At 62.5% G+C, this 26,194-nt stretch carries 28 protein-coding genes and 1 pseudogene; 13 read left to right on the forward strand and 16 right to left on the reverse strand.

What is annotated here, in order from left to right:
- The first annotated feature begins 129 nt into the window (after positions 1-129).
- Together ABVQ20_RS00350 and ABVQ20_RS00355 are read left to right on the forward strand one after the other, a co-directional pair.
- Positions 130-1,002: a sulfotransferase family protein gene (locus tag ABVQ20_RS00350; RefSeq protein WP_354457514.1), complete on the forward strand. Its 873-nt coding sequence runs from the start codon at positions 130-132 to the stop codon at positions 1,000-1,002.
- A 61-nt stretch (positions 1,003-1,063) separates the two neighbouring features.
- The gene (locus ABVQ20_RS00355) at positions 1,064-1,864 is read left to right on the forward strand and encodes a hypothetical protein (protein WP_354457515.1); all 801 of its coding nucleotides are present in this window, start codon (positions 1,064-1,066) and stop codon (positions 1,862-1,864) included.
- A 31-nt stretch (positions 1,865-1,895) separates the two neighbouring features.
- Here the strand turns inward: ABVQ20_RS00355 and ABVQ20_RS00360 are convergent, their stop codons facing one another.
- Positions 1,896-3,098: a cytochrome P450 gene (locus ABVQ20_RS00360; RefSeq protein WP_354457516.1), complete on the reverse strand. Its 1,203-nt coding sequence runs from the start codon at positions 3,096-3,098 to the stop codon at positions 1,896-1,898.
- Between the two features lie 65 nt (positions 3,099-3,163).
- Here ABVQ20_RS00360 and ABVQ20_RS00365 point away from each other — a divergent pair, with 65 nt between their 5' ends.
- Positions 3,164-4,219 (forward strand): hypothetical protein, encoded by a 1,056-nt coding sequence (locus tag ABVQ20_RS00365; RefSeq protein ID WP_354457517.1) that lies wholly within the window; start codon positions 3,164-3,166, stop codon positions 4,217-4,219.
- Between the two features lie 15 nt (positions 4,220-4,234).
- On the opposite strand, the gene ABVQ20_RS00370 is transcribed toward ABVQ20_RS00365, so the two are convergent.
- The 7 genes and pseudogenes from ABVQ20_RS00370 to ABVQ20_RS00400 all read right to left on the reverse strand — a co-directional run bounded on the left by ABVQ20_RS00370 (position 4,235) and on the right by ABVQ20_RS00400 (position 8,808).
- A complete protein-coding gene (locus tag ABVQ20_RS00370; RefSeq protein ID WP_354457518.1) occupies positions 4,235-4,624 on the reverse strand; it encodes a VOC family protein in 390 nt (129 codons plus the stop codon).
- Positions 4,625-4,707: 83 nt separating this feature from the next.
- Positions 4,708-5,535: an alpha/beta fold hydrolase gene (locus ABVQ20_RS00375; protein ID WP_354457519.1), complete on the reverse strand. Its 828-nt coding sequence runs from the start codon at positions 5,533-5,535 to the stop codon at positions 4,708-4,710.
- Positions 5,525-6,028, reverse strand: coding sequence for an SRPBCC family protein (locus ABVQ20_RS00380; protein WP_354457520.1), 504 nt, complete (start codon positions 6,026-6,028; stop codon positions 5,525-5,527). Before ABVQ20_RS00380 ends, ABVQ20_RS00375 begins: the two co-directional genes overlap by 11 nt.
- Complete coding sequence (locus ABVQ20_RS00385; protein ID WP_354457521.1) at positions 6,025-6,360, reverse strand: ArsR/SmtB family transcription factor; 336 nt, start codon at positions 6,358-6,360, stop codon at positions 6,025-6,027. Before ABVQ20_RS00385 ends, ABVQ20_RS00380 begins: the two co-directional genes overlap by 4 nt.
- Positions 6,361-6,526: 166 nt before the next feature.
- A pseudogene (gene ubiA / locus ABVQ20_RS00390) lies at positions 6,527-7,442 on the reverse strand (4-hydroxybenzoate octaprenyltransferase).
- An 89-nt stretch (positions 7,443-7,531) separates the two neighbouring features.
- Positions 7,532-8,227 (reverse strand): VIT1/CCC1 transporter family protein, encoded by a 696-nt coding sequence (locus ABVQ20_RS00395; RefSeq protein WP_354457522.1) that lies wholly within the window; start codon positions 8,225-8,227, stop codon positions 7,532-7,534.
- 131 nt (positions 8,228-8,358) lie between these two features.
- Positions 8,359-8,808: a universal stress protein gene (locus ABVQ20_RS00400; protein ID WP_354457523.1), complete on the reverse strand. Its 450-nt coding sequence runs from the start codon at positions 8,806-8,808 to the stop codon at positions 8,359-8,361.
- Between the two features lie 250 nt (positions 8,809-9,058).
- On the opposite strand from ABVQ20_RS00400, the gene ABVQ20_RS00405 reads away from it, so the two are divergent.
- From ABVQ20_RS00405 to ABVQ20_RS00435, 7 genes are all read left to right on the forward strand, one after another.
- Entirely contained in the window at positions 9,059-9,871 is an 813-nt protein-coding gene (locus ABVQ20_RS00405; RefSeq protein ID WP_354457524.1) for a class I SAM-dependent methyltransferase, read from the forward strand.
- A 237-nt stretch (positions 9,872-10,108) separates the two neighbouring features.
- Positions 10,109-12,025, forward strand: a complete 1,917-nt coding sequence (locus tag ABVQ20_RS00410) for a diguanylate cyclase (protein WP_354457525.1) — start codon at positions 10,109-10,111, stop codon at positions 12,023-12,025.
- Positions 12,026-12,140: 115 nt separating this feature from the next.
- Positions 12,141-12,581, forward strand: a complete 441-nt coding sequence (locus tag ABVQ20_RS00415; protein WP_354457526.1) for a DUF6314 family protein — start codon at positions 12,141-12,143, stop codon at positions 12,579-12,581.
- 190 nt (positions 12,582-12,771) lie between these two features.
- On the forward strand, positions 12,772-13,065 hold the full coding sequence (locus ABVQ20_RS00420; protein ID WP_354457527.1) for a hypothetical protein: 294 nt from the start codon (positions 12,772-12,774) through the stop codon (positions 13,063-13,065).
- Between the two features lie 40 nt (positions 13,066-13,105).
- Positions 13,106-13,288 (forward strand): hypothetical protein, encoded by a 183-nt coding sequence (locus tag ABVQ20_RS00425; protein ID WP_354457528.1) that lies wholly within the window; start codon positions 13,106-13,108, stop codon positions 13,286-13,288.
- An 84-nt stretch (positions 13,289-13,372) separates the two neighbouring features.
- Complete coding sequence (locus ABVQ20_RS00430) at positions 13,373-13,849, forward strand: GNAT family N-acetyltransferase (protein ID WP_354457529.1); 477 nt, start codon at positions 13,373-13,375, stop codon at positions 13,847-13,849.
- A gap of 145 nt (positions 13,850-13,994) precedes the next feature.
- Positions 13,995-14,552: a sugar O-acetyltransferase gene (locus ABVQ20_RS00435; protein WP_354457530.1), complete on the forward strand. Its 558-nt coding sequence runs from the start codon at positions 13,995-13,997 to the stop codon at positions 14,550-14,552.
- Positions 14,553-14,598: 46 nt separating this feature from the next.
- Here the strand turns inward: ABVQ20_RS00435 and ABVQ20_RS00440 are convergent, their stop codons facing one another.
- The 5 genes from ABVQ20_RS00440 to ABVQ20_RS00460 all read right to left on the reverse strand — a co-directional run bounded on the left by ABVQ20_RS00440 (position 14,599) and on the right by ABVQ20_RS00460 (position 18,515).
- Positions 14,599-16,074, reverse strand: a complete 1,476-nt coding sequence (locus ABVQ20_RS00440) for an MltF family protein (RefSeq protein WP_354457531.1) — start codon at positions 16,072-16,074, stop codon at positions 14,599-14,601.
- A 41-nt stretch (positions 16,075-16,115) separates the two neighbouring features.
- On the reverse strand, positions 16,116-16,427 hold the full coding sequence (locus ABVQ20_RS00445; protein ID WP_435528403.1) for a hypothetical protein: 312 nt from the start codon (positions 16,425-16,427) through the stop codon (positions 16,116-16,118).
- 65 nt (positions 16,428-16,492) lie between these two features.
- Positions 16,493-17,209 carry a L,D-transpeptidase gene (locus ABVQ20_RS00450; RefSeq protein WP_354457533.1) on the reverse strand — a complete coding sequence of 239 codons (717 nt, stop codon included), beginning with the start codon at positions 17,207-17,209 and terminating at the stop codon, positions 16,493-16,495.
- A complete protein-coding gene (locus tag ABVQ20_RS00455) occupies positions 17,206-18,174 on the reverse strand; it encodes an ABC transporter substrate-binding protein (protein WP_354457534.1) in 969 nt (322 codons plus the stop codon). The genes ABVQ20_RS00450 and ABVQ20_RS00455 overlap by 4 nt, the downstream gene beginning before the upstream one ends.
- Positions 18,175-18,239: 65 nt before the next feature.
- Positions 18,240-18,515 (reverse strand): hypothetical protein, encoded by a 276-nt coding sequence (locus ABVQ20_RS00460; protein WP_354457535.1) that lies wholly within the window; start codon positions 18,513-18,515, stop codon positions 18,240-18,242.
- Between the two features lie 637 nt (positions 18,516-19,152).
- Between ABVQ20_RS00460 and ABVQ20_RS00465 the strand changes: the two genes are divergently transcribed.
- Together ABVQ20_RS00465 and ABVQ20_RS00470 are read left to right on the forward strand one after the other, a co-directional pair.
- Positions 19,153-20,529 carry a transporter gene (locus ABVQ20_RS00465; protein ID WP_354457536.1) on the forward strand — a complete coding sequence of 459 codons (1,377 nt, stop codon included), beginning with the start codon at positions 19,153-19,155 and terminating at the stop codon, positions 20,527-20,529.
- Positions 20,526-20,651 carry a hypothetical protein gene (locus tag ABVQ20_RS00470; protein ID WP_354457537.1) on the forward strand — a complete coding sequence of 42 codons (126 nt, stop codon included), beginning with the start codon at positions 20,526-20,528 and terminating at the stop codon, positions 20,649-20,651. The genes ABVQ20_RS00465 and ABVQ20_RS00470 overlap by 4 nt, the downstream gene beginning before the upstream one ends.
- A 12-nt stretch (positions 20,652-20,663) precedes the next feature.
- Here ABVQ20_RS00470 and yddG read toward each other — a convergent pair whose 3' ends face one another.
- Positions 20,664-21,581 (reverse strand): aromatic amino acid exporter YddG, encoded by a 918-nt coding sequence (gene yddG, locus ABVQ20_RS00475; RefSeq protein WP_354457538.1) that lies wholly within the window; start codon positions 21,579-21,581, stop codon positions 20,664-20,666.
- A gap of 243 nt (positions 21,582-21,824) precedes the next feature.
- Here yddG and ABVQ20_RS00480 point away from each other — a divergent pair, with 243 nt between their 5' ends.
- Positions 21,825-22,751, forward strand: coding sequence for an NAD(P)-dependent oxidoreductase (locus tag ABVQ20_RS00480; protein WP_354457539.1), 927 nt, complete (start codon positions 21,825-21,827; stop codon positions 22,749-22,751).
- Between the two features lie 483 nt (positions 22,752-23,234).
- On the opposite strand, the gene ABVQ20_RS00485 is transcribed toward ABVQ20_RS00480, so the two are convergent.
- Positions 23,235-24,191, reverse strand: a complete 957-nt coding sequence (locus tag ABVQ20_RS00485; RefSeq protein ID WP_354457540.1) for a methionyl-tRNA formyltransferase — start codon at positions 24,189-24,191, stop codon at positions 23,235-23,237.
- Between the two features lie 100 nt (positions 24,192-24,291).
- Positions 24,292-25,746: an aldehyde dehydrogenase family protein gene (locus tag ABVQ20_RS00490; RefSeq protein ID WP_354457541.1), complete on the reverse strand. Its 1,455-nt coding sequence runs from the start codon at positions 25,744-25,746 to the stop codon at positions 24,292-24,294.
- Positions 25,747-26,194: the final 448 nt, after the last annotated feature.

Raw genomic sequence — 26,194 nt, forward strand, 5'->3', positions numbered from 1 at the left:
CTGACATGGGAAGAATTCATCTATTGTTGTTCCGCAATGACGTGATACCTCCTGGGCGGATAAGTCCATCCGGACCAATGGCTACACAGTCACCCGTCCATTCATCTCTATCCTTTTGAAACGGTGATCATGTCTCTTTCACCACTCCCTTTCAAATTGATCTTTGTCACCGGCAGCATGCGCAGCGGCACGTCGCTGCTTCATCGGCTGATTTCCACCTCGCCTGACGCAGGCGAACGCCTCGCACCTGCCCGCTACATCATGGATTTCATTCAGCTCTTTCATACGTATTCCAACAGTGAAAGCGCTTTTGTAAGCGACTACGCGAAGTCAAACGCCGATTTTTTGGCGGTCACGCGTCAGTTCGTCACGGATCGGCTGCACGACGCATGGCTGCATTCCGGAAAGCCGGCATGCCTCGTATTGCGCACGGTTGAAGTTGCGCCGACGCTGCCGCTCGTCGCAAGACTATTGCCCGAAGCGAAATTCGCCGTCTCCGTTCGGGAACCAAAGGACGTCATCGCGTCGATCCTGAAGGTTGGTGAAAAGCAACGAAAATTCTGGCCGAGGCGCGAGACTCTGGCGTCGAGCAAAAATCTCTCCCGCATGTGCAGGACTTACAATCGAGCGTATCTGGCCACGGTCAGAACGCAGCGGTCGGATGAAGCACTCCGTAAAAGAATTGTTTTTGTCCGTTACGAGGATGCGGTGGCGGATCCGGCTGGCGCGCTGCGGGACCTATGGCGGCGCTTTGATATTGCGCCGGGATCGACAATCTTGACCGCGGATTCGGCGAAGCGCACGAGCATCCGACAGATCATGCTACATAAATACTGGCGATCCTACAAAACCGATCTTTCAGAAGCTCCCATCTCAGCTGCAAGTATCGGCAGCCATAAATCAGCGCTCAAGGCCTCCGAGATATGGGCCATCAACTGGCGTTGCCGCATCCTTCGACGCCTATTTCAATATTCGGGCGGCGGTGGCAGCCTGGAGATTTGAGCCTGCCAAAAGATATGTAGCAGAACTTGGCCGTAAATCGTCCTTTACGCCTTGAACATCCATGCTGCGGAGTCATATTGAAACGATTGACGTTTCAAGGGGTGGACAGCGGTACGTGTCGGATGCGGTAAGCGGCGAGGAAACTATCGACTGCGCGACAATTTCGGTTGAACGGCTGGGGACCACCGACCGGAACCAGATGTTCTCGTTGTACGAGACCTACTATGACGCAACTGATCGTGATGGTTTCGAGCGGGATCTCTCGGAAAAGGATGGCGTTGTTGTTGTTCGCCGCAACAAGGCGATCATCGGGTTCTCGACCTACCTTGTGAGACGACATGCAATCGGCGCCGAGACGATCCACTATCTGTTTTCCGGTGACACTGTTCTGGACGCCTCGCGCTGGGGCGATCCCGTCCTGCTACGTGGCTTCTTCCGGGCCGCCGGCGCTGCAAAGGCCAGGATCAAAGGTCGGTTGTTCTGGTTTCCCATCATCAAGGGGCACCGTACATTCCGCATCTTGCCCAATTTCTTCCGCGAGTTTGTTCCGGCGATCGATGGAGACGCCAAGCCGGGACTGGTAGAGGTTCGTGATGCCATAGCCCGTGCGCGCTATGGACGATCCTTCGACCCGATCACCGGTCTGGTCGACTTCGGTCCGTCGCAAGGCCATTTGCGAGATGAGTGGGCCGATGCGAAGGAGATCGCGGTGCGAAACCGTTTCGCGGCCTTTTTCCTGAAAACCAATCCCGGTCATAATCGGGGTGTCGAACTTGCTTGCCTGGCCGAGCTCGATGTGAAGAACTTGAAACGGTACGGGGCGGCAAGCTTTGCCAAAGGCCTTGCGGATGCATCGGCGTGAACGGCGATGATGAGCTGGCGCGGCGCGCGGATCACCCCATCAGACTTAGAACCAAACTGTCGAGCCCCCGCATGGAGGAATTGTCCATCCATCGGGAATCGATCTGCTCAACGGTTTTCCAGCGGTCCAACATTGCGTTCAGAACCATGGCTCCTTCCATTTCAGCCAGCGCCCTGCCGATGCAGACATGCGCGCCCCGGCCGAAAGCGAGGTTCTGCTTGCCGGTGCGGGCGATGTCGAAACGCGAGGGAGCGGGGAACTGCGACGGATCACGGTTGGCTGCGCCGACCAGCAATACCAACAGGCGGTCTTTTTCGATCTCCTGGCCGTCGAGCACGACCGGTTCGAGCGGCCAGCGGCAGATTTTTTGCACCGGGCTTTCCAGCCGAAGCGTTTCGGCAACGGCATTGGCGGCAAGCCGCCGATTGGCCCGCATGGAAGACCATTGGTCCGGCTGGCGAGACAGATGAAACAGCATGTTGCCGATGAGATGCACCGTGGTCTCATGGCCGGCAAAAGCCAGGAAGGCGATGTTGCGCCCGGCAGCCACCAGTCCCAGGGCGTCGGCAAGGCTCGGAAGCCCGGTCAGCAACGGCGGCATGGGGCCGGCTGTGAGCAGATGGCTGACATGCGCGACGAAATAGTCGGACATCTCGTCGGCGGGGTTTGCGCTGGCCAGGAAGGCGTCGTCGAAGCCGGTGTCAAGCATGGTTCGGATCGCGCCCGACCATTGCCGGATCATCGGCATATCTCGCGCCGGTACGCCAAGCAGCCGGCAGATGATGCGCTCGGGCACCGCGCGCGTGAAGGCGGCCACGACATCGACGGTTCCGGACAAGGCATCGCCGATGAATTCTTTCACCGCGTCATCGATCACCGGACGCAATGCCGCCATGCCGTTGCTGACAAAGGGTTGCTGCAGGGCCTTGCGCAGGGCGGCGTGGGCGCTGCCTTCCTGATAGATGAGCCAGTCGCGCATCGCCGAATGCGGCTCCGCTGTCTCACTGCCGGGTGGCACATGCGAGAGCTTGCGGTTGACGAGACTGTTGGAAACCAGGTCGTATCGGGTGACGTAGACGTCGCCCCAAGGCGCCTGCCAGACGGGGGCTTCTCGCCGCATTTCGTCATGGATCGCATAGGTATCGGCGGCACCCTTGAAGGCGCCGGCACGAACACCTTGCCAGGGATGTTCCGCGGTCCCAAACGCAACGGCAGAAGAAAGCTCGCTGTGCATCGTCTTTCGAAAAGTCCCATCTCGTCGGGCATGCGCCGTGCCCGCCCGGATACCAGCTTCAGACCATGACCGTCGACCTGGGGCCGATCTACTATTTCTGCACGCGCCAACACGCTTACACGATCGGCGTGCTGCTTGGCTATTATGACCATGGGCTTGGCGATCTCGTGCGGATCATCCCTTACGAGCGCGCGGCGCGGCTTGGCACCGTTACACCCGGCACCTTCGTTTTCACGGATTTCGAGAGGCTTTCTCCGCCTGTGTTGAAGGCGGTCAATTCACTTCACCAACGCATTGCCTCGCTCAATCCCGAGCTTCTCCTGCTCAACAACCCCGCCGTCGTCCTCGGCCGCTTCGCGTTGCTGAAGCGTTTGAAGGCCGCCGGACTCAATGATTTCGATATCTACCGGCTTGGCGAGCGCCATGAGATTCGGCGCTTCCCGGTTTTCGTGCGCTGGGAGAGCCGGCACGACCCACCCTTGACCGGGTTGATCGATAGCGGGCAGGGGCTGGAAAAGGCGATCGCCGCCTTGCCGGCCTACATCCGTGAAGACCCGGATGTAATGATCGTCGAATATGGCACGGCCCCTTCGGCGGATGGCCGGTTCCGCAAATACGCGGCGTTCAAGGTTGGCGACCAGATCTACGCGCAACACTGTTTCAGCAGTCACTCCTGGTACATCAAGTTCTCGGAAGCCATCCTTGGCGATGCCGAACGTGCTGAAAGCATCGCCTATGCGAAAGAGAATCCGCACGCGGCGCAACTTGATCGGATTTTCTCCCTGGCTGGCATCGATTACGGCCGCATCGACTATGGTCTGGTGGACGGGCGCGTCCAGACTTTCGAGATCAACAACAATCCAACAGTCATGTCGCGCCCGCGCGGTTGGGATGCGGGGGTCGATTACACGCGCTACGCCGATATGCATGCCAAGGCATTTCGCGGGATAATGCGTTCGGTGTCGGGCCCGAGCTTGCTGCTCGGCGATGGCAGCATGAGTGTCGACGCCATCCATGCAGAAGCCATGCATGCGGTGCGCTTGCGCATGGCGAAGTTCGCCCGGCAGCGACGCCTGCGCGCGCTGAAGAAGCTGGTCAGCAGTGCGTTCGGCCGGGGTTGAAAGCGCCGCCGCGCCTCAGGCGGATGGCTGAGCCATCACAATGAAATTTCCGCAGGTGTCGTCGAAAAAGGCTGCAGTTACCGGACCCATGCGTTGCGGCGGCCCCAGGAATTTCACGCCGAGGCGGGTGAGCCGGTCGAATTCACCATGGATATCACGGGTGGTGATGAGTGCCGCCGGGAAATGGGCGTCATGGAGCGCCTTCTGGGCGGCGCGCGCGGGCGCATCGCTGTTGGGTTCGAGCACCAGTTGGGTGCCCTCGGCATCATCGGGCGCCACGACCGTCAGCCAGCGGGCCCGGCCGCCATCGTCGTCGTGCTTTTTCACGAAGCCGATGACCGAGGTGTAGAAGGCCAGAGCCTTGTCCTGGTCGTCCACCTTGATGAGGATGTGGCGAAGCTGCATGGTCGATCTCCTTGTTGGATCAGCCTTCCGGCGATGGGCGGTGCCGCTTTGCGATGCCGATGAAGACGGGGTCGTCCGCGTTGCTAATCCCGCTCGCTGAAAAACGCCGTCAGCACCGGCGCATGCGCGGCGGGCTTCAGCATATGATTCTGGCCTGGCAGCGTTCGGTAGCTGGCCTTGGGCAGGGCGTCGGCCAGCGCCTTGTTGCCATGCCGCATCCAGGTCGGGCTCTTTCCGCCATCGGTCACCAGCGTCGGCACATTCACGCCGGCCCAGCGGGCGGGATCCAGCGGTTTGCCGAGCTGATCGCCGGCTACAATGGCGCCGTCATGGGGCAAGGTATCAGCCACCGCCTTCAGCTTCGGCCAGATCGGCGTCAGCTTCATGAAGAGGATGAGCAGACTGGGCATGCCCACCGATTTGAGGAAGGCGGTCACGGCGTCGCCACGCCGGCCCCCGGCGATGGCGGCCCGGATCGTGGCCCAGTCGGCTTGCGTGGTCTTGCGGCTGCCGTCGACGATCAGCGGCGCCTCGTAGAGCGCGAGTTTTCGGATGCCGGGCAGGCGGGTTGCGGCCATCAGCGCCAGCATGGCGCCCGACGACATGCCCCAGAGATAGGCCTCGCCGCCGGCGGCCTGCAGCACGGCATCGATGTCGTCGACTTCGCGCTCGACGGCGTAGGGCGCGGTGTCACCGCTGTCGCCACGGCCACGGCGGTCATAGCGGAACACGGTGAAATGGTTCTCCAACGCCTTGGCCAGCGGGCCGCTCGGCCCCATGCTGCGCGAGCAGAGCGCGCCGTCGACGAGGATCAGCGGATGGCCCTTGCCCCGGCGCTCGCAGGCGATCGGCGTTCCGTCCCTCGACAGGACGGCTTGTGTCGTTGCCGGCTGGGCGTTTTCAGTCAGCATGGTGGGTTCCCTCTATCAGCTCTTCCAGCCTGTAGAAGCTTTGCATCCAGCCGCCGCGCATGCCCAGCGCCAGCAGGCGCTCGCGGTCGGCGCTGCTCGCCAGCGTCACCTCGAAATGGACATGGGTTCGCTTGCCGTCGGGCGTGAAGGTGACGGTGTGGCGGCTTTGTCCCGGAGGCTTGCCGGCCCATTCGCGGATTTCAGGATCCGGCTCGTCGGAATAGCTCAGCCGTTCGTTCTCGACGACTTCGAGATAGCTGCCCTGGTTGCGGTAGAGCGCGCCGCTCAGCGTGCGCATGTCGATGCGCCAGCGGCCGCCGACGCTGACGTCGAGCGCGCAATGCGGAATGGTGCAGTCCTTGATGCCCCACCACTGCGCCACCAGAAGCGGATCGGTCCACAGCCGGAAGACGCGCTCGACCGGGGCGTTGAAGGTGCGCTCGATGGCGAAGCTGCGGTCGGCGGCGGCTTCCATGGGCTCGTGCGCGCTCATGGCGTCTTGTCCGCCTCGCGCCGCAGCAGGTCTTCCATGCGGTCGAAGCGGCCTTCCCAGAGTTTTCTATAGTCGTCCAGCCAACGGTCGATGTCGCGCAGGGGGGTAAGCTCGATGCGGCTGAGATGCCTTTGCGCCGCCCGGCTGCGGCTGACCAGCCCGGCCTGCTCGAGCACGCCGACATGCTTTGAAACGGCGCGCACGGTCAGCGCGAAGGGCTGCGCCAGTTCGGCGACCGACGCTTCGCCGTCGAGCAACCGGGCGAGAATGGCCCGACGCGTCGGATCGGCCAGTGCCGCGAATGTGTGGTCGAGGGAGAATTCAATAGTCATTACGGAACCAATCAGTTCTGGAACTAATTGGTTCTATAACTAAGCGAAGCCGTTACGTCAACGGTGTTGGCGTCTTCGTTTGGGAAGGGCGTGAGCCAGGATCGCGCTATGGCGGTGGAAAGCGGGCTTTACGAAAGCTGATCGGTGGAGGCACCGGCGTGCCAGTCTACCAGGTCCCTGCCAGCGCGGCGCCTGCCAGCAGCAGCCCGGTCAGGATGTTCGACAGGAACAGCCTGAAGTTCAGCTCCGGGCGTTGCAGGTCGATACGCCATGTCTGCCAGGCGAGATGGGCGGCGATCACCACCATTCCCGCGGCGTATGGCAGCGACATGCCCGACAGCCAGCCGCCCAGCGACCATGATGCGACGGTGAGGGCGTAGAACAGGCCGATCCAGATCCTGCCCTTCCGGCCGAACAGGATCGCCGTCGATTTCAGGCCGAGGCGGGTGTCGTCCTTCACGTCCACATAGGCGTAGACGGTGTCATAGCCGATCTGCCAATGCGATGGCGCCGATCCACATGATGACGGCTCCGGCAGGCACGTGGCCGGTCACCTCAGCCCATGCCATCAGCATTCCCCAATTGAACGCCGCCCCCAGCACCGCCTGGGGCCAATGGGTAAAGCGCTTGCAAAGCGGATAGATGAAGACGAGCGGCAGCACGCAGAGTGCGATCAGGCGCGTGTAGGGGGTCAGGAAAAACAGCAGCGATGCCGCGAGCGCGAGTTCGGCAATCAGAAAGGCAATGGCCTGGTGGGTGCGCAACTGGCTGTTGGCCAAGGGGCGGAAGCGGGTGCGTTCGACATGCGCATCGAAGTTACGGTCGGCGATATCGTTGACGGTGGAGCCGGCGCTTCGCATCAGCAGGGCGCCGAGGCAGAAGACGATCAACTGCCAGAGCGCGGGCAAGCCATGTGTGGCCTGGATGAGCGCGGCAAGGCAGGGAAAAAGCGTCAGCCAGACGCCGACGGGCCGGTCCAGCCGCGCGAGCCTCGTGTAGGGCCGCCACGCCGCGGGCAGCCGGCGATCGACCCAGTCGCCGGCATGGATATCGCTGAGGTCGGGTCGGCCGATTGCAGTCATGTGGGAGTCGATATCCACTGGTTGACGATACTCTTCACTACAGGAACCGACTCTCGCGAACGCCCTGGCCGACCGGTCCAGCCGATGGCTTACACAGCCTTGCCGACCAGCGCACCGATGCCGGCGGTCAGGGCCATGGCGAAGGCGCCCCAGAAGGTGACGCGCAGTGTCGCTCGCAGGATGTTGGCGCCGCCCGCCTTGGCGCCGATGGCGCCCAGCAAGGCGAGGAACAGCAGGGACGCCACCGAGACCGCGGGTACCAGCATTGTGGCTGGTGAAATCAGGACCATCAGCAGCGGCATCGCCGCGCCGACACTGAAGGTCGCCGCTGAGGTTAGCGCTGCCTGGATCGGACGCGCCGTGGTCATCTCGGTGATGCCAAGTTCGTCATGGGCGTGCGCTGCGAGCGCATCCCTGGCCATCAGCTGGTCGGCCACCTGGCGAGCAAGGTCTGGTTCCAGCCCGCGCTTTATGTAAATTTGCGCCAGCTCGGCGCGCTCGAATTCCGGCTGGGTCCGGAGTTCGTGACGCTCTCGATCGAGGTCGGCATTCTCGGTATCCGACTGGGAACTGACCGATACATATTCGCCGGCCGCCATCGACATGGCGCCGGCCACCAGCCCGGCAATGCCAGCAACCAGAACTTCCGAACTTGCGGCGGAGGCGGAAGCAACTCCGACGATGAGGCTCGCGGTGGAGACGATTCCGTCATTGGCACCCAGCACGGCGGCGCGCAGCCAGCCGATGCGCGAGACGAGATGGTTTTCAGCGTGACTGCGGCTCATGCTTTTCTATCCCGAAAGTTCCCCAAGGCCCGAAAGTTCCCCAAGGGTTGTCGCCGCCAAGATATTATTGGATATCGCACGTTGATATTCTCGCGAATTGGCGGCTCGCGCCGCCTGTGCGCCATATCCTGCTAGCGAACCACCAGCACCGGGATCTCGGTGTAGGACAGCACTTCCGCCGTCTGGCTGCCCAAAAGCAACTTCCCCAGACCTTGGCGCCCGTGCGAGGCCATGACGATCAGGTCGCAGCCCTGGGCCTGCGAAAGCTCCAGGATCGCCTCGGCGGGCTTCCTGTTTTCGACATGCAGAACCTTGGCATGAACGCCCAGTGCATCCGCGGACTCCTTGCATCGGCCGAGCATCTCCTTGGCATACTGGCGCGCGCTTTCCTCATAGGCGGCGAATTCATCACCGGCGGCATAGCCGGCCATGGCGCCGCCCCAGGCGAAGATCGGGAACGGCTCGGTGACATTGACGAAGGTGACGGCGGCGCCGAGGCTGCTGGCCAGCTTCAGGCCGTGGGTAACGCCCTTCTCGGCCAGTTCCGATCCGTCGGTGGCGATAAGCAGATGCTTGTACATGATGATGTGACCTGTTGTGCAAAGGGGCATTCGAGTGCCGATGCGCGCCCTTGGGGTGACGGGAGCCTTGGGAGGCTGAGCTTGATATAGCTTCGCTACCCGCTCCGTCACAGGGCCACCTTGATGTGAATCAAGGCCAGACGAGCATGTGCGGCGACACGGGCGCTGGACGCCTCTCGGTCGAAAACCACCAGCGCGGATCGTTATGTGCTAGTCTCGCCAACCATCAATCGGACGGAGGGTGGCGGTAATGTTGGAAACGGACAAGGTATTCGCCGGCTCGATTCCGGAAAACTACGACCGCTATATGGTGCCGTTGATTTTCGAGCCGTTCGCCGCGGACCTTGCACGACGAGCGGCGTCGTTCTCGCCAACAGCCGTTTTGGAAATCGCCGCTGGCACCGGGGTTGTCACCCGCGCATTGGCGCCAAAACTGTCACCCGGCGCAAGCTATATCGTAACCGACCTCAACCAGCCGATGCTCGACTACGCCGCTTCGCGACAAGCCCCAGACAGTCGCATCAAATGGCTGCAAGCGGACGCGCTGGCGCTGCCGTTTGAAAATGCCGCCTTCGATCTCGTTTGTTGTCAGTTCGGCGCAATGTTCTTTCCCGATCGTCCATCCGGCTACCGCGAAGCAAAGCGAGTCCTGAAGCGCGGAGGACATTTCCTGTTCAACGTATGGGATCGCATCGAGGAGAATGTATTTGCCGATGACGTGACGAATGCCCTGGCAGAGATTTTTCCGAACGATCCGCCGCGCTTTCTGGCACGCACGCCGCACGGCTACCACGATACGGCACGGATCCGCGACGAACTGGAGGACGCGGGTTTCTCCCGCGTGGTGATCGAAACGAGGGCCGAGCAAAGCCGCGCATCCTCGCCGCGCCTTCCCGCCATCGCCTATTGCCAGGGAACTGTTCTGCGCAGCGAAATCGAAGCCAGGGACGCGGGAAAACTGCAAGCCGCGACCGACTACGCCGCCTCCGCGATCGCACGCAGACATGGCAACGGCGAGGTCACAGCCAAAATCCAGGCCCATGTGGTCGTGGCTGTGGTGTAGGGGAGGACTATCCCGGCACTTCGTGAAATTCCGCTGTCACGCGGCGGCCGGATCGCGCCCTTGGCCTTCCAGCGCCTCTCGTAGAGACCGCCGAACGCACAATCCGGCGAAGCCATGTGCATTTCGAGGATCCAGTGGCGCTCGCGGCATGGAGCAGCGACGTAACACTTTGTTGTCTTACAGGGGCGTAGCTAGTGGTTCGCGCGACGAAAAGCAGGAGAATTTGGAGGCGCACAAATGGGCTCGCCCTGGTCCGAGCTTCTGGCGAACCTCGCCGTGGTCGCGATGTTCGTTTCAGTCTGGATCCACACGCATGTGTGGCTGACGCGCAAGGCGGCGCCGGTGCGTACCACGGCGTTCGGCGTGCTCATGGGCGTCGGCGCCGTGACCGTGATGATGACACCCGTGCCGCTCCAGCCCGGTGTATTCGTGGATCTGCGCGGAACGATGATTGCCTTGGCCGGCTTTTTCGGGGGGCCGATCGCGGGCGTCATCGCCGGTATGATGGCGGTCGCGTTCCGTGTCTTTGAGGGCGGCATCGGCTCTGTCGCGGGCATCGCCACGATAGGCATCGCCACGGTGATCGGCATGGCCGGCCATTTCGCCTTGAGGGGGCGCGCACCCGGCAGGACGGACATCGTGATTCTCGGCGCTGCCACCGCGGCGGCGTTCCCGCTTGGCCTGATTGTACTGCCGTCGCCGATCATGCGGGCAGTCTGGGCGGACGTAACGCTTCCAACCACGCTTCTCGTTTTCGTCTCTATCGTGATTTCCGGGCTTGCACTTTACCAGGAAAGGCGCCGCGTCGAGGCGCTTGCCGTCAAGCGTATCTACAAGGCCATCGTCGAGGCGCTGCCCGACTGCCTCAACGTCAAGGATCTCGACGGCCGGTTCATCGCCGCCAATCCCGCCACGGCAATGCTCATGCATGCGCCCGACGCTGGTGCACTGATCGGCAAGACCGACTTCGATTTCTATCCGCAAGAGACGGCGCGGAAGTTCCGCGAGGACGAGCTCGCCATTCTCGAGGCGGGCGTACCTTCCACCATCGAACAACGGCTTCATCACAGAGGCGATGTTTTCGGCTGGCTGTCGACGATGAAGGCGCCGTTTCGTGATCAGGCAGGAGCGATCATCGGCATGATCACTCACAACCGCGACATCACCGCGCGCAAGGACCTTGAGAACGAACTGGCCGACAGCCGGGTCAGGCTGACCAATGCCCTGACGCACATGGCCGATGGGCTCGTCATGTTCGATGCCGAAGGCAAGTTGCGGCTCTGTAACGACCAGTATCGCGCAATGTTTCCCCTGACCGCCGATGTGAGGCAGCCGGGCGCCGATTATCGCGATATCCTTCGCGTGGCGGCCGAGCGCGGCGAGGAGATCGTGCCGCCGGGCAAGATCGAGGAATGGATCGAAGGCATCATCGGGTCATGCAAGATCGCCAGCAACCTCCAGATCAGGTTGGGGGACGAGCGGTGGCTGGATATCAGGACGAGGCCGACCGACGACGGTGGCAGCCTGAGCGTGATTTCGGACATTACCGCCGCCAAGCAAGTCGAGGCGGAGTTGCTCGCAGCCAACGAGAAGCTGAGCCTTCTGGCGCACCGCGACGGACTGACCGAGCTGATGACGCGCCGGGCTTTCGACGACTCCCTGATGCTCGAGTTCGCGCGCAGCCAGCGAAACGCGACACCGCTCAGCCTGCTGCTCATCGACGTGGACTGGTTCAAGCGGTTCAACGACTATTACGGCCATCCGGCAGGCGACGACTGCCTGCGCGCCGTGGCCAGATGCATCCAGGCCACGGCGCGCCGACCGGCGGATTCGGCCGCCCGCTATGGCGGCGAGGAGTTCGCGGTGATCCTGCCTGAGACAGATGCGAGGGGCGCGTTCCTGATTGCCGAAAATCTCAGGCGCGCGGTGCGCGACCTCCGGTTGGCGCACGATGCAAGCGAAATGAAGATCGTGACGATCAGCATCGGAGTGGCGGCTTTCGATGTGTCCGGGCCGTCGATGGAAAGAGCCGAGTTGCTGCGGCGCGCCGACGAAGCGCTCTATGGCGCAAAGGCGGCGGGCCGCGACCGCGTGCATGGCTGGCGCCCGCATGTCAGTGCACCGCTTTCGCAAGGCATGCAAAAGCGAAAGTGAGACCCAGTTCAGCGCCCCTCTGGGCGTGCGGGAGTCCTGAACGCACGTACGAGCCGAAATGCTGTATTATTACGGATACAAAGAGGATCACGGGTATTCTACCACGGCAAAGCCCATGAACGCGATCGATCGTCCAAGGCCTGCACAGGGCGACGCGCCGGCGTTGCCGGCCGATGCCTTCATCGGCTCGTGGCACGTTCGCCGCACGGTGATCGACTTCAATGGCGGCCCGCCTTGCGTGTTTTCCGGACAGGCGGTGGTGACGGCTGATGCGTTCACGGAAAGCGGCGAAATCCGCCTTGGCGACCGCACGCTGCCGGCAAGCCGGAGCTACAGGCTGGAAAGGCTGGGCGACACCATCCTTGTCCAGCGTGCCGACGGTTCCGCCTTCATCAGCCTTGACGGGCGTGCTTCGCAGACCGTTCGTCATGATTGCGGCTCGGATGTCTATATCGGGCGTTTCCTGTTTCGCGGTCCGGACGAATGGGCAGAAGGCTGGCGGGTCAAAGGCCCGCGCAAGAATTATGCGAGCCTCAGCCGCTTCAGTCGCCTGTAGAGTGTTGGTGCGCGCCATCAAAGCCCGAACCGTCGGCCAGAACCACCCAGAAATGGTATCGGAACCACCCAGAAATGGTGCCAAAATCACCCATCTGGGGGATGCGTGCGGCCGGCTTTTCCCCCATCTTCGGTTGAAGTTCGTCAAGCGAGGGTCAGATCCCGTCGCGCAACAGCACCGGGGGGTGTTCATGAAAAAGCGTGTTCTGGCCAGGAATTTGTTTCCCTTGGGCGTGCGCACCAGCATTCGAATCGAAGCCCGATTTCGCAACCGCCGCCGGTGGAAAGACGGAGTGGCGACACTGCCGGACGGGCGGAAATTCAGGTTCGTGCCTGGGGCGCGGCTCCATGATCTTGCTCCAGGAGAGCGTGTCGCGATCACCTATGATCCGGTCAATCGTATCTATGTGGTGGGCAACAGCGGCGGCAGCACCGCGCCGATTGCCGTGATCGAAGCGGAAATGACGGCCGATCCGGCCGAGTAACGCCCGCCGGCAGCATATGAAGGCAGCCGAAGATCCGGACGTGACCACCAAGACCGGACAGGTGTGCGAGGCCAATTTCTATACGGCCGAACTCAGCCGGCTGCAGGGGCAAAACGATGAAGCGCTGCGGCTCTACCGCGCCGCCATCAGCGATTGTCCCAAAGGCTTCGACGAATACCATGCGGCCAGGTCCGCGCTTCGCGAGTTGGGCGTGACGCCGTGATCAGGGCATTGTCGCACCATCGATGTTGGCATTCGCGGCGGCGCGCCGTATGAGGCTGCGCCTCATCATTCGCCGGGGTTGGCCATGCATATCGAAATATACCAAGCCGACCGTGCCGCACTGTTGCCGCTCTTTGTCCTGGCCGACGATTCCCCGACGCAGATTGCCTTCTACATCGCGCTTGGCGAGGTGCTGGTGGCCCGCGACGGCGATGCCGTCATCGGCCATGCGCAGATCATCGAGACCGATGAGGTCGGCGTGTTCGAGCTGAAGAGCATGGCGGTGAGCCAAGCAAGGCAAGGCGAGGGCATCGGCCGTGCCCTCACCGAGGCGGCGGTGGTGTTCTGCGGCGAACGTCATGGCCGCCGCCTGGTCGTTTCGACCGCCGCCGCCGATACCGGCAATCTGCGTTTCTACCAGCTTCAGGGGTTCCGCATGGAGCGGATCGTGCGCGACGCCTTCGGCCCGGCGAGCGGATACGCGGAAGGGTTGCTCGTCGACGGCATCCCCTTGTGCGACCAGGTGTTCCTGGATCGTGATCTGGAAGTGGGCGGAAAGTAATCAGAGCCCTGGATCGAACCGATCGGCTCTGCTTGACCGGCCGGTTGAACAGATACCCATGCTTCGGTCTTATGGTCGGCTTCAGTGATTCCCGGCGCGGCCGTCATGCGCCGGACGGTCGTTCGAACCCGGAGGAAAACAACAAATGGCGAGCGACGGTCGCACCATCATCGTTCCCCGGAGAACGCCGGAATCGGCGGCCATGTCGGCAAATGTCAAACGAGCCATGGCGATCACCGCCGCTCTCAACCGTTTGACGTACAATGACGCGGATGAAGTCCGGGCCTTGTTCAGCGATCTCATCGGCAAGACGGTGGACGACAGTTTTATGCTGATCCCGCCGTTCTACACGACCGGCGGGCTCGATATCACCGTCGGGCGCAATGTCTTCGTCAATCAGAATTGCACCTTCTATGACCTTGGCGGGCTCGACATCGGCGACGATGTGATGATCGGGCCGAATGTGAGCATCATCACCTCCGGCCATCCGATAGAACCTTCGCAGCGGCGCGCCGGCGTCATTGCAAAGCCCATCGTGATCGAGAGAAACGTCTGGATCGCGGCCGGCGCGACCATCATCGGCGGCGTGACCGTTGGCGAGAACTCGGTCGTCGCGGCGGGTTCGGTCGTCACCGGGGACGTTCCGCCGAACACCCTTGTCGGAGGAAATCCGGCGCGGGTCATCCGCTCGATTGCCGAGTGAGGGAACGTCCGCAAGGGTCGAACCCAGTCTGTGGCGTCATCGAGACTCAGTTGGGAGTTGGCTTGCCTGCGTCCTTCCGCGCCGTGAGCCTTTCGACATACATCGAATATGCGATGTAGTATTTGTAGATGTTGGAGACGTACTGGACGGTTTCGCGCCCGACGATCCTGGCGGCGCCGTTCTCGACATTGCCGAACCAGACATTGGGATCGAGGCCCATCTGGGTCGCGGTGCTGCGAAACTTCTTCAGATTGTTTGGCCCGGCATTGTAGGCGGCGAGCGTCAGCAACATCCGGTCAAGCGGCCTCGGACCATCGTCGGTGATGTAGACCCCCGACAGATGGCGCAGATATTTTGCGCCGGCCTCGATATTTCGCTCCGGACTGTCGGCGATACCCTCGATGCCGATCGCCTTGTCCGCCGCGGTAGAGGGCAGGAGTTGCATGATGCCGACCGCCCCGCGCGGGCTCTTCTGGCTCTGGTTCAACTGCGATTCCTGAAAACCCTGGGCGGCGAGCAGGAGGGGATCGAAGTCATACTCCTTGGCGTAGGTCTGGAACACCAGCCACAGCGCCTGGAACTTGGCCATCTCCGCGGGCGCATAGGCCGTGCGCACCATCTTGTCGCTCTGGTAGTAGCGCTTCTTCAGTATGTTGCCGAAGGTGGTTCCAACCCTGTGTTCCCTGACGAAGGCATCGAGCACTTCCTTCAGTTTCGGGCTGTCCTTGCGGATGGCGAAGGCAATGTCGCCGCCGGTCGAGACAGCGATGTCGTCATGCACGACCAGCTTGTCGAAAACCTGGGACCAGATGCGTGCATTGAAGCGGTCGACCACGCACCATGGCAGCAGCCCGGCGTTGACCATCTCCATGATGTCCTCGTCCTCAAGATTCTCGTCGAGGTTCTTGACGATGATTTCGGGCTTGCCCGCCGCCTTCCGCCCGGCATTCAACCCGACGAGGTGCTCGTAGTAGCTGCTGGTCGCGCGGACATAGATTTCCTTGCCGCCGAGATCGTCCAGCGAGGCGACAGGCGGCGCGGCAGGGCCGGTCACAAGCGTCTCCATGACGCCGCTGGCTATCGGATCGGAGAAATCGACGATTTTCCGCCGTGCCGGCGTGATCGTAAGGTCGGCCGAGACGATGTCACCGAGCCCCGCCGCCAGATCGGGCAGAAGGTCCTTCCTGGCCACAGGCACATAGGCGACCCGGATCCTCTCGACCTCCTTGGTCTTCTTCAGCCGCTTGTTCAGCCAATCCTCGAGCGCCTGGCCGAGTTCAACCGCCGTTCCAAGCTCCTTGCCCTTGTCGATGAAATAGATCGTCTTCGAATAGGGCACGAGGATACGGATAACCCTGCGCTTCTCCATGCCGTCGAAATCGCCGGTCCAGTTCTTGACGCGCGCCACGCTTGAGAGGTCTTCGGCCGAAGCCCCTGACGTCATCAAGGGCATGACCAGGAGCGAAAGAAATAGAGTGACAGTCAGGGCCAGAGCCCGGCTGAACATGCTCGTCCAATACATTTTGATGGTCGCCCCGCTTCGACGCATTCGGCTCTTGATCGTCAGGCCGGCTGGACCGAAGCCACCTTGCCGTCGGTATCGACGATGCAACTCGTTGGCTTTCCCGCGACATTGAGTTCGACCTGGTAGCTCTTGGAATCGAGCTTGCGCGAACTGGTCGGCAACGCCTTGCTGCTATCGACCCCACTCGCTTTCGCCGCCGCGCCAGCGCAAAGAAGCTGGAGATCGGCCGGCGCGGTTTCGACCTTCGTCCTCGACATCTGGTCGGGTGTCGGTGCGCTCTGGCACGCTGCAAGAGCCACCGCGATGACCATCGTGGCTGGTCCGTGAACCGCCCACTGCCTCATCCTCATCCGTCCGCCGATTGCTATCGCCATGATCTTGTCCCCCGTTTATCGAACATATGTCCGTCCTTTGATCACACGCCCTTGTAGAGGGCCGCACCCTGCATCAACACGATGACCTTCGCTCCCACCGCGACGCGGGAATAGAGATCGGTGATGTCGTCATTGTTCATGCGGATGCATCCCGATGACACATCCAATCCTATGGTCCACGGTTCGGGCGTGCCATGGATGCGGTAGATGGTGTCGTGGTCGCCTTCATAGAGATAGAGCGCGCGCGCCCCGAGCGGGTTGTCGGGCCCACCGGGCATGCCGTTGGCCCAGGGCCGGGCGTTTGGATCCCGGGCAACCATTTCCGCCGGCGGTGTCCAGGTCGGCCATTCCGCCGTTCGGCCGACCCTCACGATGCCGGCCCATCCGAAGCCATCCTTGCCGACCCCGATGCCGTAGCGGATCGCTTGCTGGCCGGGCTGGACGAGATAGAGGAAATGCTGGTTGCCATCGATGATGATGGTGCCGGGCTGCTCGGCGGTCCGGAACTTGACCACTTGAGGACGGAAGGCATCCGGCACCTGCTTGTGAAGCTTGTAGTACTGGTAGGCCTTGGTGCGATTGTAGTCCGTCCACATGCGTGTCTTGGGATCGTAGACCTGCGTCCCCGCGGCAAGGGATGCGGTGGTGGAAAAAACCAACCCCAGTGACAGCACGACCGCGAGGCTTGCCGCATGCCTGCCGCGAGGTTTCCTCGGCGGTTCTTGCGTGCCAAGCTTTGTCTTCGTCCACCTGGTCATTGCTTGGCCCACCCTTCGACGCGCGCCTCGTTTTTGGCTACCCATTGCTCGGCGTATGCAGAGGGCGCCTGCCGCTCGACCTGGATCGCATAGCTCATGTCGATCGCCTCCTCCGGCTTGAAGTCGACATGCTCCAGGAAGCGGACCACCTCGGGATGTTTCTTGCGCAACGAAGTCGCGTAGGCGATGTGGTAGTGGGCCGCGTCCCAGCCAACGGCCGCCTGCGACTGCGAAAGCCATTGCGGGTCTTCCGTCGGCAGGACGATTTTCCATTTGGCGGCATCGTATGGCGGCTCCGTCAGACGGACGATGTCGTGCAATTTGAAAACCACATGCGGCGCATAGCAAGCGAAGACGATCGGTCGATCCGTCGCCTCCGCCGCATCGACCGCCGCCATGCCCACATCTTCCGGCATCTCCAGCAGCGACAGGTTCTTGGCGTAGCCGTAGCTGTTGGCGCGGATGCGCTCGATCGTGGTCGAGGACCACGTCTCGGCGCCAATCCACATTTCACCCTTGCCGTCCCCGTCCGTGTCGAGCGCCTCGGTCTTCTTGGGATCACTGAGGTCGGAGATGTCCTTGAAGCCGTATTTGTCGGCCGCTGTCCGGTTGGCGCAGATGCCTTGCCAGGCTGGAACGCCGATCGGGCTGATCGCGACCGTACCGGCATCGGTGACATACTTCTTGACGAGGTTGTCTAGGTTCGGCAGCCAGACCTCCGGATGGATGTCCACCTGGCCGGAGTTCAGGCCGGCGAACGCGATCAGAGTGCCCATCTCCACCACATCTGCATCGATCCCGAACTCCTTCTTGAGGCTCACCTTCAGGATGTTGGCTGTAGCCTGGCCCGACGACCAGTTCGGCATTGCGATAACAAGATCGGCCGCTTGGGCGCGAATACCGCCAAGCACGATCACCGAGGCTGCTACCGCCACTTTCAATACTAGTTTCACCAAATCGGCCATCAGGTGTCCTCTTCGAGTGCTCACTTGGAATCCAGTCGAGAGATCCAAATCACTGAGTGAGCAGTTCATCGGCAACAGGTTTCGTCGGTCGATTGCCACCCGGAGGTGCCTCCGACCTGCTCAGCCAGATTGTTGGTCTGACCGTTAAGATTGCGCCGCGTGCTGGGATCCACGACAGACAACGGAGCGCTTACCGCCAGGCCGACCCCGGCACGCAGATCGTCGGCATTGACCAGCCTGATCGTGTTGATCGCAAATAGCCCGGGAGTCCCGGTAGTGTCGCGGTCCGGTTTGGTTTCAGAGCAGTCATCCTGCTCTGAAGAGCCGTAGTTCCCTGCCATGGAACGGTCCTCCCGGATTCATTCCCCGCTCAGAACCACCTTAGCAAACTATGGCACAAATCGCATAGCGCGAAATTCTCGATCGGCTATTCTAGACTACGAGGCGGCAATTCTTTGCTTGCTTGCTGGCAGAGCAAGTAGGTCGGCGAGTATTGCCCGACGCAAGGCGGCCAGACATGCGGGTTTCTATCGGAATTATTGGTCGGCGCGATGCTACCATGCCTCTCGGTCTTGCGACCTCTGGTTGCCGCAATGATGAAAAGGGGACGCTATGCTGTCGTTGTTGTCGATTTCGAGAAGGCGCCTGCTGTTTGGCGCTGCGATCCCGTGCGCGGCATCGGGCGGCCGCCGCCGCGTTTAGGTTGGCGACGCCGACAGAACCCTCGACTTCAAGCTGGGCTTCGCAACGCCTGCCGAGGCGCGGATCAGCCATACTCTGACGCCGCTGTCCTATGCCGGCGTCGACGTGGCGGGTCGTGCGCCGGACCGCTTACCGGCTGAGCGTACTGCTAGCTAGCTGCTACGGCGCCTACTACTACCGCTGCGGCGGCCTCTAGGTCATCGTCCGGTAGGGGCACCCCACTGAAGCCTTCACGACATCGGAGAGCCCTCCCTCTCGCCCCTTGAGGAGGAAGTCATGAGCAAAAGTATTTCGTCGCAGACCGGGCGCTCGGGCCCGGAGATCAGCCGCCGGAACGTGCTTCTTGCCGGCACGGCGCTGGCCGCGGCAACCGCCGCGCTCGCGTCGGCACCCGCTGTGTCGCCGGCGAGCGCCCAGCCGGCCGGCAAGCCGAACATCCTCGTCATCTTCGGCGACGACATCGGCCAGTCCGACATCAGCGCCTACACGTTCGGCCTGATGGGCTATCGCACGCCAAACATCGACCGCCTCGCCAAGGAAGGAATGATGTTCACCGACTACTACGCCGAGCAGAGCTGCACGGCAGGTCGCTCGTCCTTTATCACGGGGCAGGCGACGTTGCGTACAGGCATGTCCAAGGTAGGCCTTCCAGGCTCCGGCATTGGCCTTCAGCCGCAGGATATCACCATAGCCACGGCACTGAAGGCACTCGACTACGCGACCGGACAATTCGGCAAAAACCATCTTGGCGACCGCAACGAATTCCTGCCGACTGTACATGGGTTCGACGAGTTCTTCGGCAATCTTTATTATCTGAACGCGGAGGAAGAGCCGGAAAATCCCGATTATCCGAAGGACCCGCAGTTCAAGGCGAGGTTCGGCCCACGAGGCGTCCTCAAATGCAAAGCCGTTGAGACCGACGATCCGACTGTCGATCCGCGCTTCGCCGCTCCGGGGACAGGCATCGTGCCGCCCGTGCCCGGCGTCTACTGGGGCATTTCCAACGTCTACTATCATGGCGAGGCAAGCGGCGAGGTGCCGATCGGCAACAACACCGTCGCTCTCGGGATGAAGGGCGACATCTGGACCACCGCGCTCGCTGCGGTCTATGTGCCCGAGTTGCATCTTCCCGGCAACTGGACCTATGCCGTCCAGGCCGTGGTTCCTATCGGCTGGACGGGAGTGCACGCGACGCTCGGTCCGCTCGGGACCGAGCAGGACGTCGCGGCCCTCGGCGACATCGCCTTCGCGCCTGTCGTGCTGGGCTGGCACAATGATGCGCTGAACACCTGGTTCTCGGCCTCGCTGACGGTTACCGCGCCAACCGGCGAATGGAAGAACGGCGACCTCGCATTCATCGGGCTCAACTATTGGACGTTCACGCCGGCGATCGGCTTCACCCGGCTGGTGCCCGAATATGGACTCGACCTCTCGGCCAAGCTCGGCATCGACATCAACACCAAGAACAACGACACCGACTATTACAGCGGCGCCGTTGCCCATCTGGACCTGGCCGTCGCCAAAAACCTGAGCGAGAACTTTTCGGTCGGCGGGCTCGCCGGCTTTCTCTATCAGATCCAGGACGATCGCGGCCCTTCGCCGATGCCCATGACGGGTTCAGGGGTCGTTCCATCGCGGTCGGCCCACTCGTGAAATACAAGGCCAAGTTCAAGACGACCGAGGTCGATTTCGACCTGCGATGGGCACATGAGGTCGAGACCGAGAACCGGATGAAGGGCGACGCCGTGTTCTTCAACATCAGCGGCAAGTTCTGAGCCGATCGTCGATCATGGCGCTGACGGATTCGACCCCGGCGTCGCCGTTGCCACGGCCTGCCGTGGCTTGAACAGCAGGTCCCTGGCGGCGACCACGGCGCCGACCGTGATCAGGACGCAGGCGAGCACGACCGACCAGTGGAAGACGCCAAAGCCCGCCAGCAAGAGCACGATGACTGAGAACAGGGGTGCCGCGTAGGAGAGGGCGCCCAGGATCATGATGTCGCCGTGCTTGCAGCCATAGTCCCAGGCGTAGAAGCCGGCGCCCAGCGGTATGGCGCCGAGAATGGCGATGGCGGCCCACTGCGTCGATGTCTGTGGCCAGACAGTGGGTTCGAGCGCCAGATGCAGGGCGAAGGCGACCGCGGCGGTGATGAAGCAATAGCCGGCCACGACATCGGTCGGCACCTGGCCGAAGCGGCGCGAGACAACCGAATATCCCGACCAGATGAAGGCGCAGAACAAAGCGATGACATGGCCGGTCATCACCCCATTGGCCAGCCCGACCTGGCCGCCCTTGGTGATGACGACCATGGCGCCGGCAAGGCCGAGGAACACGCCGACCAGATGGTGGGCCTTCAAGCGCTCGCCGGGCAGGAAGGCGGCGAAGACGACGATGAGCAGCGGCCACAGATAGGCGATCAGGCTGACCTCGACGGGCGGCGCCGACTGGATAGCGAAGAAATAGGCGCAGTGGTAGATGCACAGCCCCGCCGTGCCCGTCGCCCACACCTGCCAGGGCTGTCGCAGCGATTGGATCGCGCCGGGGCGGAAGACCCAGCTGCTGGCGCCAACGAGACCACCGAGCAGGAAGGTCATGGCCGCCAGCTGGAAGGGCGGGATCGGGCCGGCGGCGGTCGACAGCAGCGCCAGGAATGACCAGGTCAGGATGGCCGAGAAACCGATGAGGGTCGGGATGGTCTTGTGCACGTCGCGTCTTCCCACAGTTCGAGCGGGAATCGTCGCATGCCGACGAGGCTGTGCGCTGCCATATACGGTCGCCCGGTATCGAGAAAGCGACGTGGTCCGCATCGAGACTGTCCGATCCTGACCAGGCTTGATGCCAAAATGCACCGGGCGTTTCCGGACTATCGGATGTCGCCGGCCAAAGTTGCGCCGTGCCGTTCCATGCCCCAGCTTGGCCGTGTCCGGCGGACTTGAGGGAGTTCTTGCATGAAAGTGGGTTTCATTGGTCTCGGCATGATGGGCCGCAACGCCGCGCTCAACATCCGGCGGGCGGGCTTTGCCATGGTCGTCAACGACATTCGCGACGAGGCGACGGCTGTGCTGGTGGAAAAGGGCGCAGAGGCGGGATTGCACCCGGCCGACGTGCTCGACCGCTGCGATGTCGTGGTCACCATGGTGTTCGGGCCAAAGGAGATCGAACAGGTGGTGCGCGGCCCGCACGGCTTCCTGTCGACCAATTGCCAGGGCAAATACTGGATTGACCTGACCACCTCCAGCCCGAAGCTGATGCGCGAGCTGGGGGCTGAATTCACAGCCAAGGGCGGCCATCCCGTCGATGCGCCGGTGACCGGTTCGGTGGACGCCGCCATACGCGGCGACATGCCGATGTTCGTCGGTGGCGAGGATGCCGACATCGAGGTCGTCCGGCCGGTGATCGAGGCGATGGGCGAGGTCCGCCGCGTCGGCAAGCACGGCAATGGCTATGTCGCCAAACTGGTCAACAACCAGCTGTGGAAGATCCACGCCGCCGCCATCGGCGAGGCGATGGTCACCGCCAAACTCGCCGGGCTGGAGCCGGATGTGTGGTGGGAGGTGATGAAGGGCGGTGCCGCCGACAGTTTCGTGCTGCAGCACGACGTGCCGTCGATCTTTGCCGGACACTACGACCCGTCCTTCCCGATCGCGCTTTGCCTGAAGGATCTCGGCCTGATCGAGGAGCTGCTGGCGGAAACCGGCACGCGCAACGAACTGACGCGGGCCACGCATGACCGCTTCAAGGAAGCCGGCGCGCGCTACGGCATGGGCGCCGGCGAAATGACCGTGTGCAAGCTGATCGAGGACGATGCCGGCGTGGCGCTGCGCGTCGCCGGCGACTGGATTGCCCCCTGGGAGGTGGCGCCGCCGAAGGGCTGAGGGTGGCAATTGTGTACAGATTCTTGTGAAGAGGGACCCCCACCTTAACTTGCCGGGTCTGGTCGGCCCGAGGCTTGGTTGCCACGTGATTCCCCCAATCCGTCGCTGCTTCGCAGCGCCACCTTTCCCCCCTCCGGAGGGAAAGGAAGGGAGCGCTGCTGGAGGAGCGTTGACGGCAAAAAGCTTGGCGCCTTTCCTCTACCCCGTCGATCGGGGGAGAGGTGGCTCGGCGAAGCCGAGACGGAGTGGGGGTCGACCAGCGCAGGATAAGACAATGCATGCGCCAAGCTGCCATGCACGCTATCGCGAAAGACCAGCCGCTTGGAAATGTGTGCATGCCATAGATGGAGAGGTGGTCGCGTAGCAGACGGTGAGGGGCAGCGCAGCCCTATGCGATTGCACTGCCTGGTAGGTGGAACGTCTCGGTAGCAGAGCGAGACGAGGGCCTGCCAGCCCTCCTCGCGATATCGCTTGAGGCCCTGATCAGGCCGCTTCGGAAAAAGTCTTGCGGTCGGCGATGGCGCTGCCCACCGTGACGCCGAGGGATTTGAAGAACTCCGCCGCCGACATTTTTGCGCCGCCCTCGGGCCGGACCTTCAGCAGTTCGAGCTTCCCGCCCTGGACGATGATCTCGACTCCCTTTTCGCCGATCGAAGCGATCTCGCCGGGCTTGCCGGCAACATCGCCAAAGCGGCGGACGGGGTGCTTGCGCGTTTCATAGATGCGCAGCTTGGTGTCGCCGATCATCGTCCATGCGCCAGGCGAGGGATCGCAGCCACGGATCAGATTGTAGGTGTGGTCGATATGGGCATGCCAGTTGATGCGGGCTTCCTTGTCGCGGCACCAGCCTTCGTAGCTGGCCTGGGTCTCGTCCTGGACGATCTCCTGATGGCGGCCGGCCACGACGAGGTCGGCGGCTTCCAGCATGGCTTCGACGCCGAGCGGGAAAAGCTGGTTGAAATAGAGGCTGCCCAGCGTGTCGTCGGGGCCGATGGCCACGGTCTTCTGCAGGATGACCGGACCTTCGTCGAGGCCGTCATTGGGCCGGAAGATGGTCAGTCCGGTCTTGCTGTCGCCCTTGATGATCGGCCAGTTGATCGAGCTCGGGCCGCGATAGTTGGGCAGCAGCGAGGGATGATACTGGATCATGCCGAAGCGCGGTATGGTGACGAAATCCTGCGGCGCGAATTGCAGCACATAGGCCATCACGCCGAGATCGACATCGAGCCCGCGCAGCACGTCGCGGGCCGGCGTGCTTTTCAGCGACGGGAACTGGAAAATCTGCAGGCCGCGCTCCTGTGCGGCGACTTTCAGCGGATCGGGCCTCGCGCCTTCCTTTTCCGGGGCGCAGAACACGCCGGCGATCTCGTCGCCGCGCTTCAGGAAGGCGTCGAGCACGCTGGCGCCGAAAGCCTGTTGTCCGATGATTGCAAGACGCATGGCAATTCCCTTCCGATTGGGCATGGCTCTCCCGACCCCGCCGGAGGCGGGTTCAGCATGAGCCAGTTGATGATTATCCGGCTAAGTTTCGTATCGACCGTTAGGGGCCGGTGTTGATCCAGACCACCTTGGGCTCGGTAAAATTCTCGATGGCCATGTCGCCGTGCTCGCGGCCGTAGCCGGAGTCACGCGTGCCGCCCCATGGCAGGCGGATGTCGGTCGGGCCGTAGGTGTTGATCCATACGGTGCCGGCCTTCAGTTTGCGGGCGAAGCGATGCACGCGGGCGATGTCGGTGCTCCAGACGCCGGCGGCGAGGCTGTAGACCGTGCCGTTGGCGATGTGCAGCGCATCGGCGTCGTCGGTGAACTTGATGACGGTCGCGACCGGCCCGAAGATTTCTTCCTGGGAAATGCGCATGTCATGCTCGACGCCGGCAAAGACGGTGGGCTGCACATAGTAGCCGGTGTCGCCGGCGCGGCCGCCGCCGGTCACCACGGTGGCGCCCTCGTTGCGGCCGATGTCGATATAGTCGAGCACCCGCTTCATCTGCACCTGCGACACCAGCGGACCCATCGCCGTGGAGGTTTCCTGCGGATTGCCGATCCGGGTCGAGGCGGCGCGGGCGGCCAGCCGCTCGACCACCTGATCGTAGATGTCGGCGTGCACGAGAATGCGCGATCCGGCCGAGCAGACCTGGCCGGTGTTGAAGAAGATGCCCGATGCCGCCGCCTTCACCGCCGCGTCCAGATCGGCATCCGGGAAGATGATGTTGGCGGATTTGCCGCCGAGTTCCAGCGTCACCCGCTTCAGATTGCCGGCGGCGCCACGCAGGATGTGCTTGCCGACCGCCGGCGAGCCGGTGAAGCTGATCTTGTCGACATCGGGATGATCGACCAGCGCCTGGCCGGCGATCTTGCCGAAGCCCGGCACGACGTTGATGACGCCGGCTGGGAAGCCGGCCTCAAGGGCCAGCTCGCCGATGCGCAGAGCCGTGAGCGGCGTGATCTCTGCGGGCTTCAGCACCACGGTGCAGCCGCAGGCAAGTGCTGGCGCCAGTTTCCACATGCCGATCATAAGCGGGAAATTCCAGGGGATGATGGCGCCGACGACGCCGAGCGGCTCGCGCACCGTATAGGTCAGGGCATCGGTGCGGGCGGGGATGACCTGGCCGTTTATCTTGTCGGCCATGCCGGCATAGTAGGTCAGCGTGTCGATGACAGCCGGCAGGTCCTGGCGGCGGATGGCCGAGACCGGCTTGCCGGAATCGAGGCTTTCCAGCGCCACCAGCTCGTCTTCCGACTGCCGGATGAGGTCGGCGAGTTTCAGCATCAGCCGGCCACGGTCGCTGGCCTTCATATTGCCCCATGCGCCCTCGAAGGCGTCGCGGGCGGAACGGACGGCGGCGTCGACATCGTCGGCGCCGGCCTCGGCGACCAGCGCTATCACCTCTTCGGTGGCGGGGTTGAGCGTCTCGAAATAGCGGCCCGACAGCGGCGCGACGCGCCTTCCGCCGATCAGGAGATCCTGTTTTCCGCGCACGGTCATGTCGTTCATCGTCTCTCTCCCATGGCGCCGGCCTACGAGGGGCCACTTGCTTCCCTACGCTTAGGAGCAGCGGCCAAGGCCTGTAAATATGATGTGTTCTGCCAGTGAGAATGTGCCGCTGCGGCGTGATCCGGGCAGCGAAATGGAAGGTCAGCGCGCTGTTTTTCGCGACCGATCGATGCGGATTTCGTAGGCGCCGGTTCCCTTCGTTTTTTCGTGCCGGATGCGTCGAAGCCTGAATTGCGACATGCAGGCGCGGCTTCGCGGCGTGAAAGCGCTGAAATGCGATTCAAACGCCATTTTGTCCGGAAGGCGCCAAGCCGGCCCATGCCGCCATCGGCCCATTTCAAAACAACCGCTATAGCCAGATCAATATGTCGTGGACTTCATATTGCTGGTGATGGCAGGGATGACATAGCGTGCGATTTGTCGTCGATTTTCCGCTCCGGCCGCACCT

Source organism: Mesorhizobium shangrilense (assembly GCF_040537815.1).
GTDB classification, from domain to species: domain Bacteria; phylum Pseudomonadota; class Alphaproteobacteria; order Rhizobiales; family Rhizobiaceae; genus Mesorhizobium; species Mesorhizobium shangrilense.